7 protein-coding genes are annotated in these 6,293 nt (G+C 38.5%); 1 reads left to right on the top strand and 6 read right to left on the bottom strand.

Annotated features, from left to right (window positions below):
• Positions 1-58: 58 nt before the first annotated feature.
• Positions 59-514, top strand: a complete 456-nt coding sequence (locus HMPREF9444_RS09515) for a DMT family transporter (protein WP_320410106.1) — start codon at positions 59-61, stop codon at positions 512-514.
• Between the two features lie 76 nt (positions 515-590).
• Here the strand turns inward: HMPREF9444_RS09515 and htpG are convergent, their stop codons facing one another.
• The 6 genes from htpG to HMPREF9444_RS09485 all read right to left on the bottom strand — a co-directional run.
• Complete coding sequence (htpG, locus tag HMPREF9444_RS09510) at positions 591-2,510, bottom strand: molecular chaperone HtpG (protein WP_187363666.1); 1,920 nt, start codon at positions 2,508-2,510, stop codon at positions 591-593.
• Positions 2,511-2,599: 89 nt separating this feature from the next.
• A complete protein-coding gene (gene recR, locus HMPREF9444_RS09505; protein WP_009144224.1) occupies positions 2,600-3,199 on the bottom strand; it encodes a recombination mediator RecR in 600 nt (199 codons plus the stop codon).
• 18 nt (positions 3,200-3,217) lie between these two features.
• Positions 3,218-3,538, bottom strand: coding sequence for a YbaB/EbfC family nucleoid-associated protein (locus tag HMPREF9444_RS09500; RefSeq protein ID WP_009144223.1), 321 nt, complete (start codon positions 3,536-3,538; stop codon positions 3,218-3,220).
• 60 nt (positions 3,539-3,598) lie between these two features.
• Positions 3,599-4,192: a GNAT family N-acetyltransferase gene (locus HMPREF9444_RS09495; protein ID WP_009144222.1), complete on the bottom strand. Its 594-nt coding sequence runs from the start codon at positions 4,190-4,192 to the stop codon at positions 3,599-3,601.
• 87 nt (positions 4,193-4,279) lie between these two features.
• The gene (locus HMPREF9444_RS09490; RefSeq protein ID WP_009144221.1) at positions 4,280-5,164 is read right to left on the bottom strand and encodes an HAD family hydrolase; all 885 of its coding nucleotides are present in this window, start codon (positions 5,162-5,164) and stop codon (positions 4,280-4,282) included.
• Positions 5,165-5,302: 138 nt separating this feature from the next.
• On the bottom strand, positions 5,303-6,293 hold a 991-nt coding region (locus HMPREF9444_RS09485; protein WP_009144220.1), incomplete at its 5' end, for a PD-(D/E)XK nuclease domain-containing protein.

Raw genomic sequence — 6,293 nt, 5'->3', positions numbered from 1 at the left:
TGTGAACTCCATCAGTTTGATCGTTTTGCCATAATTCGACAGTCAATATCGTCTTGGAATCACTATCGGATTTATCAGTGCTTTTCTTGCTTCAACATATACGATTTTAAATAAAAAGTTTGTAATAAATTATGATGTAAAAACTTTACTTTTATATGAAATGCTAGGGTCTTCAATCTTTTTTATTTTCTGCACACCGTTTTACGTCAACATTTTTTCTTTTGATAAGTTAATCGGCACACCAAGCGATTATGTATATCTTCTTTTATTATCTTCAGTCTGCACTATAGGTCTTTATCTGCTGCAAATAAGTGTTGTAAAAGTAATTTCTGCATTTACCGTTAATTTAAGTTACAACCTTGAGCCGATTTATTCAATCATCCTTGCCATGATCATATTTAAAGAAGGACAAGAGCTTAATTTTTCTTTTTACATAGGCCTTATTCTCATTATTTTATCTGTAGCTTTGCAAACAATATCATCATTAAAAGCAAAAAAGCATAAGCCATTTTAAACATCTTTTTGGATAAAAAAAATAAAACCCGATAAGCAAATACCTATCGGGTTATATTCTTACTTATTAATTACGTTTAACCAATAAGCAGTTCATTCATGCATTTAACAAATGCACTAGGATCCTTTAAGGCTCCCTGATCGGCAAGCAAAGCTTGAGCGTAAATTAACTCTGCCCACTTGGCAAAACAGCTTTCGTCAATTTCCTCGGCCGCTTTTACAATCAACGGATGAGTAGGATTTATTTCAAGAATATATTTCTCTTCAGGGATCTGCTGTCCGGTAGCTTCAAGCAGACGTCTCATCTGGGCTGTAAGCATATGTCCCTGCTCTCCGACTACGCAGCTGGGTGAATCAACCAAACGTGAAGAAACTTTTACGTCAGAAACCTTATCACCTAAGACTTTCTTAATTCTCTCAATAATATCCTTATGCTCTTTTTCAGCTTCTTGGGTGCGCTTTTCCTCTTCTTTGTCAGCCAAATCACCAAGCTTCAAATCAGAAGCGGTAACAGCCACAAATTCCTTACCGTCAAACTCGGTTACATTACCCATGAGCCACTCGTCAATGCGATCCCACATGAGTAATACTTCAATACCTTTCTTCTTAAAAGTTTCAAGATAAGGTGAAGATGAAGCTGCCTGATAGCTTTCAGCGGTCAGATAGTAAATCTTGCTCTGCTCTTTAGGCATACGGGATATATAATCGGCAAGGCTTACATCCTGAACGCTGTTGTCATTATGGGTTGAAGCAAAGCGTAACAGTTTTAGGACAGCCTCACGATTAGAGTAATCCTCAACCGGACCTTCTTTTAAGACATTGCCAAACTGTGCGATGAATTTTGCGTATTTCTCTTTATCAGCAGAAAGCTTTTCAATCATGGACAGAGCACGTTTGGTCAAAGCTTTCTTAAGCTTACGGGTAACAGAGCTTTCCTGCAAGAGTTCACGTGATACGTTAAGCGGTAAAGAATTGGTATCCACTAAACCTTTAACAAAACGCAGGTAGTTAGGCAAGAATTGCTCAGCATCATCCATAATAAAGACACGCTGAACAAACAACTTCAAACCGTGCTTATTATCGCGGTTGAACAAATCCCATGGAGCAACTTGCGGGATAAACAGTAAAGAAGTATATTCAAGCTCTCCCTCGACGCGGTTATGAGACCACGTCATAGGATCCTGATAATCCTGACATAAGTGCTGATAGAAACTCTTGTACTCTTCGTCCTTAATCTCTTTTGCAGGACGAGTCCACAAAGCCTGAGCATTGTTTACTTGAACATACTCAAAGACCTTTTCTTTCTTTTCATCCTTGTTTTCTTCACCCTCTTTCGGAGCTTCAAACTTTTCTTCATAAAGCTCTACAGGAGTTGAAATATGATCGGAATACTTGGTAATTGCCTGACGCAAAGTCCAAGTATCAAGGAAATCTTTGGCATCATCCTTTAAATGTAAAATAACATCAGTTCCGCGCTGATCGCGTTTTATTGTCTCACTGGTATATGTACCCTCGCCGGTTGACTCCCAACGAACCCCCTCTTCGGCACCGACTTTTGCTGAGCGAGTTAAAACAGTTACCTTGTCAGCAACTATAAAAGCGGAGTAGAAACCTACACCGAATTGACCTATAAGCTGTGAATTTTTAACGGCATCATCAGACATACCGGCAATAAAAGCCTCGGTACCGGATTTGGCGATAGTACCTAAATTATCACAGGCTTCCTGCATGGTCATACCTAAACCATTATCAGAAATTGTTAAAGTATTGGTATCTTTATCAGCACGAATACGAATTCTTAAAACCGGATCATCCTTGGTCAACTCAGGATCGGTTAAGGCTAAAAAATGTAATTTATCAATTGCATCGGATGCGTTTGAAATAAGCTCACGAATAAAAACTTCTTTATTTGAATACAAAGAATTGGCTAATAATTTTAAAAGCTTATTAACTTCGGTCTGAAAGCCATGAACCTGTGCAGACATTTTGTAACTAATCTCCTTCAACTCATAAATACGAAGTAAATTCGTACACAAAGAGCTATATGGGGATTGGTGATAAAAAATTCAAGAAGATTACAAAAAAATCAGTAAGGTCGGCGGTGAGCAAGAGATGCGGCAATAGTCTGTTCGTCAATATTGTCGAGATCGCCGCCCAAAGGTACACCGCTTGCAAGCTTGCTTACAGAAATGTTATAGCGTTTTGCAAGAGCGGCAATGTATGAAGCAGTAGCATCACCTTCAACTGTAGGATTGGTAGCTAAAATAAGCTCTTTAACCTCACCTGCGGAAAGCCTTTTAATCAGAATATCAATACCAAGCTCTGTAGGACCGACTCCGTCAATTGGCGATAAATGTCCGTGCAGCACAAAATATTGTCCGAAATAATTACCTGACGACTCGACCGCAAGCAAATCGGAAGGAGTTTCAACTACGCATAACTGACCTGACTGCTTACGCTTAAAACTTGCGCAGATAGGACAAACTTCTTCTTCTGAATAATCGCGGCAATGAGAACATAAACCGATTTTTTCCACTGCTTCTTTTAAAGTATCAGCAAGCTGTACGGATTCTTCTCTTCTTCTATCCAAAAGGTGATAAGCGATACGTACAGCTGAGCGCGGACCGATCCCCGGCATAATCTGCAGAGATTTTATTAATTTTTCAAGAAGCGGTGACGCGCTCATAAAAACTTCCTTATCTGATTAAAAAGGCATCTTCATGCCGGGAGGAAGCTGCATGCCGCCGGTTACAGCCTGCATTTTTTCTTTAGTTGCATCTTCAAGACGACGGGCTGCATCATTAAAAGCAGCAGCAATTAAATCTTCACAAATTTCCTTGTCGTCACTAAAAACGGAATCGTCAATCTCAACACGACGAACTTGATGAGAGCCGTTAACGGTTACTTTAACCAGTCCGGCTCCGGCCTCGCCTGTGACCTCTAAAGCTGCAATTTCTTCCTGGGCTTTTTTAAGACGTTCCTGAAGCATCTGAGCCTGCTTCATCATGTTTCCCATATTGAACATGTGTTAAAAATCTCCGAACAGTTAATACATTAAGTTAAAACCAAGCAGCAGAAAACAAAATTAAGCACGCGCAGCTAAACGCTGATTTGCGGCATTGATAATTTCCTGAACTTTTTCATGATCGATTCGGCGTAACGGAATAAAAGGAGAAGGCTCCCCGTCTACTTCAAGAATACGACGTTCAAGCAAATGAACATCAAGCCAACGTCCGTTTTTATATCCGGTTTTGTGCATAACGCCGGTTTTATCAAAACCGAGTTTGCGATGCAAAGACTCGCTGCGAGGATTACCTTCGGTAACAGAAGAGTACACATTATATACGCCTTGAAGTCTTAAAATATCAATTAAAACTTCCATCATGACAAAACCGTAACCGTGTCCGCGCTGACTTAAATCAATAAAAGCGCGAAGCTCAGCATTCCATGACATTGCCGGCTGCTCAAGATTACGATGAGCATAAGCAAAACCGACAACATTTTTGTTATCTTCAACAACTAAAAAAGGATAAGAACGTGAAATCGCATCGATTTTTGCAATACTCTCAGCCAAAGAAGGTACTTCATATGCCAAAGTAATCGGCGTATCGATATACTGTTTGCTGATTTCAATCAAAGCGGCAGCATCATCAGCTGTTGCTAAACGGATAGTAGCCATTGAGAACTCCGAACTCACAAAATTTTTTAAAATGTTAAAAGAAGGAGTTTTTTCTTTCAAGTACCAAAGCCAAAACAAATGAATTTTTTAAGAACTAAACGCTTCTTTTTCATTTACAAGATGAATATTTTCAAGTTTCTCATAAGAAATAGTTTTATCAATAATACTCTTTATAAGCAGATCAAGTTCTTTACCCTCTGAATAATCGGCTGCAGCAAAAAATCTGATGCGATTATCCTTAAGCATGCGATATACCTTAGCACGATTATTGTTAGCAGGATTATAAACACCAATAGCGTGTCCACCGTATACATTAACTAGTTTCATGCAGGGAATATCTGTTGCACTGTCACCTATATAAACTATATTTCTAAACGGAACTCGAAATTCCGAAACCGGGAAATAATCATTTATCCCCTGATCGTTAACATCAAGCATGCCCTTTTCTATGCGAAACAAAAATTGGGTTTTATTGGTATAGTTGACGGCTTGTGCAGGCCATACGGCAACTCCGCTTTTGTCATATAAAAATGAACTTGCGTATACTCCAGAAAACACTCCGCGCTTTGCTATCGATGTCCCCTCAATCATTTCTTTTAATCCGGATGAAATAATATAATGTTCAACGATTACTCCGTGAGCCTTTCCGTATTCGTTTATTCTGTCAAACCATGTTTCCACACCATTAAATAATCTTACCTGCGAACCGTACTCTTCAAGAACTTCTCTTGTAATATATTGCTTGCCGTAAGCACGATTTAACATTAAATACATATATGCAAGGTTTGCGTCCATCCCGTTTTTCATCGCCAAATCATTAGACACTTGCCAAAAGTCTTCAACATTACTGCCCATCGCCTGAATGTAACCCTGAGCCTGCATATCATCAGGTGACAAAGTTTTATCAAAATCGTAACAAATTGCTAAAACAGGATCTTTTTCTTTTACCTTACGAACAAAGTTATATTCCATAGCACTACCCTTTAAATCCTATTCTTTGATTATATCTAGGGAAAAGCTAAGAAATATACAAAAAAGCTTAATTTGCGCCCAAAAAATACATTTTTTGAAACTACTACACAAAATTTAGATCTACAATCTAAAAATTCATCAGTTAACTTGTTTTACGGCTGCTACTTCCCGCATCGGCTTCTGCTTGTCGCTTGCGTTTTCATTAACGATGACAATTGCAAGTGTTATTACTTCCTTATCGGTAAGTCTTATGCCGTACCTCTTTTCCTTAATTTGCGCTTTGGCTTCCTCAAGCTTATCTTTTACGCTGTCAGCCTTGCCTATGACCTTAAATTCACAGATATAAAGCCTGTCCTCATCCTCAAAACATAAGTCGCTTCTGCCTAAAGCCGTCTGATACTCCGTATAGGTGTTATACCCCAGTATCTGCAGCATCACCTTATATACGTCCCGAAATGCGTATTCTTTAAAACTTACTACACTTTCATAGGAAAACTCGTTTAAGATTTTGTTGAATTCTTCCTTTAAGGCTGTATAGTCTTTATTGTTTAAAGCTGCAGAGATTTTATCTTTATAAACATCATTAACGGCAATAGCATCTTTATTGGTAAGCTTCTCTATTACCAATTCGGCAAAAGCCTTTTTTACTTCCTGATTGGGAAGACCTACGAATAAAAAGTCAGGCTCGGTTTTTTTAATCGTAAAATATCCCGCCTGATACAAAATAGCAAAGAACGGGAAATTCTCATCTTCAATATCGGTTAACGTAGGAGACAAAGCTGCAGTATTGGTTCTTTTAACAAACTCAAGATTTAAATAGTCTACAAGCTCGGTCTTCTTTACTTTTTTATCAATAAAAGTATTTAAATAATTTACTAAAAGTGACGGCTTGGCCCCTCCCGTGTCAAGCCAATACGGCAAAAAACCTTCCTGCGGCTTTTTTAAAAAGTTTAATATCGACCACGGATTATAGACGTGGTGTCTGCATCTGCGGTCAAAGGAATAACCGTCATAATTTAATTTAAGCGCAGCAATTAATGAATCATAGGTATATTTATCTTCACCTAAATCCTGATTAAGCTCCGTTACTGCATTTTCAAGATAATCTTTAAAGTAGTGTTCAAGCTCT

Source organism: Succinatimonas hippei YIT 12066 (genome assembly GCF_000188195.1).
GTDB lineage: Bacteria > Pseudomonadota > Gammaproteobacteria > Enterobacterales > Succinivibrionaceae > Succinatimonas > Succinatimonas hippei.
The sequence above is the reverse complement of the archived record's forward strand: the minus strand, read 5'-3'. Positions and strand labels throughout refer to the sequence as shown.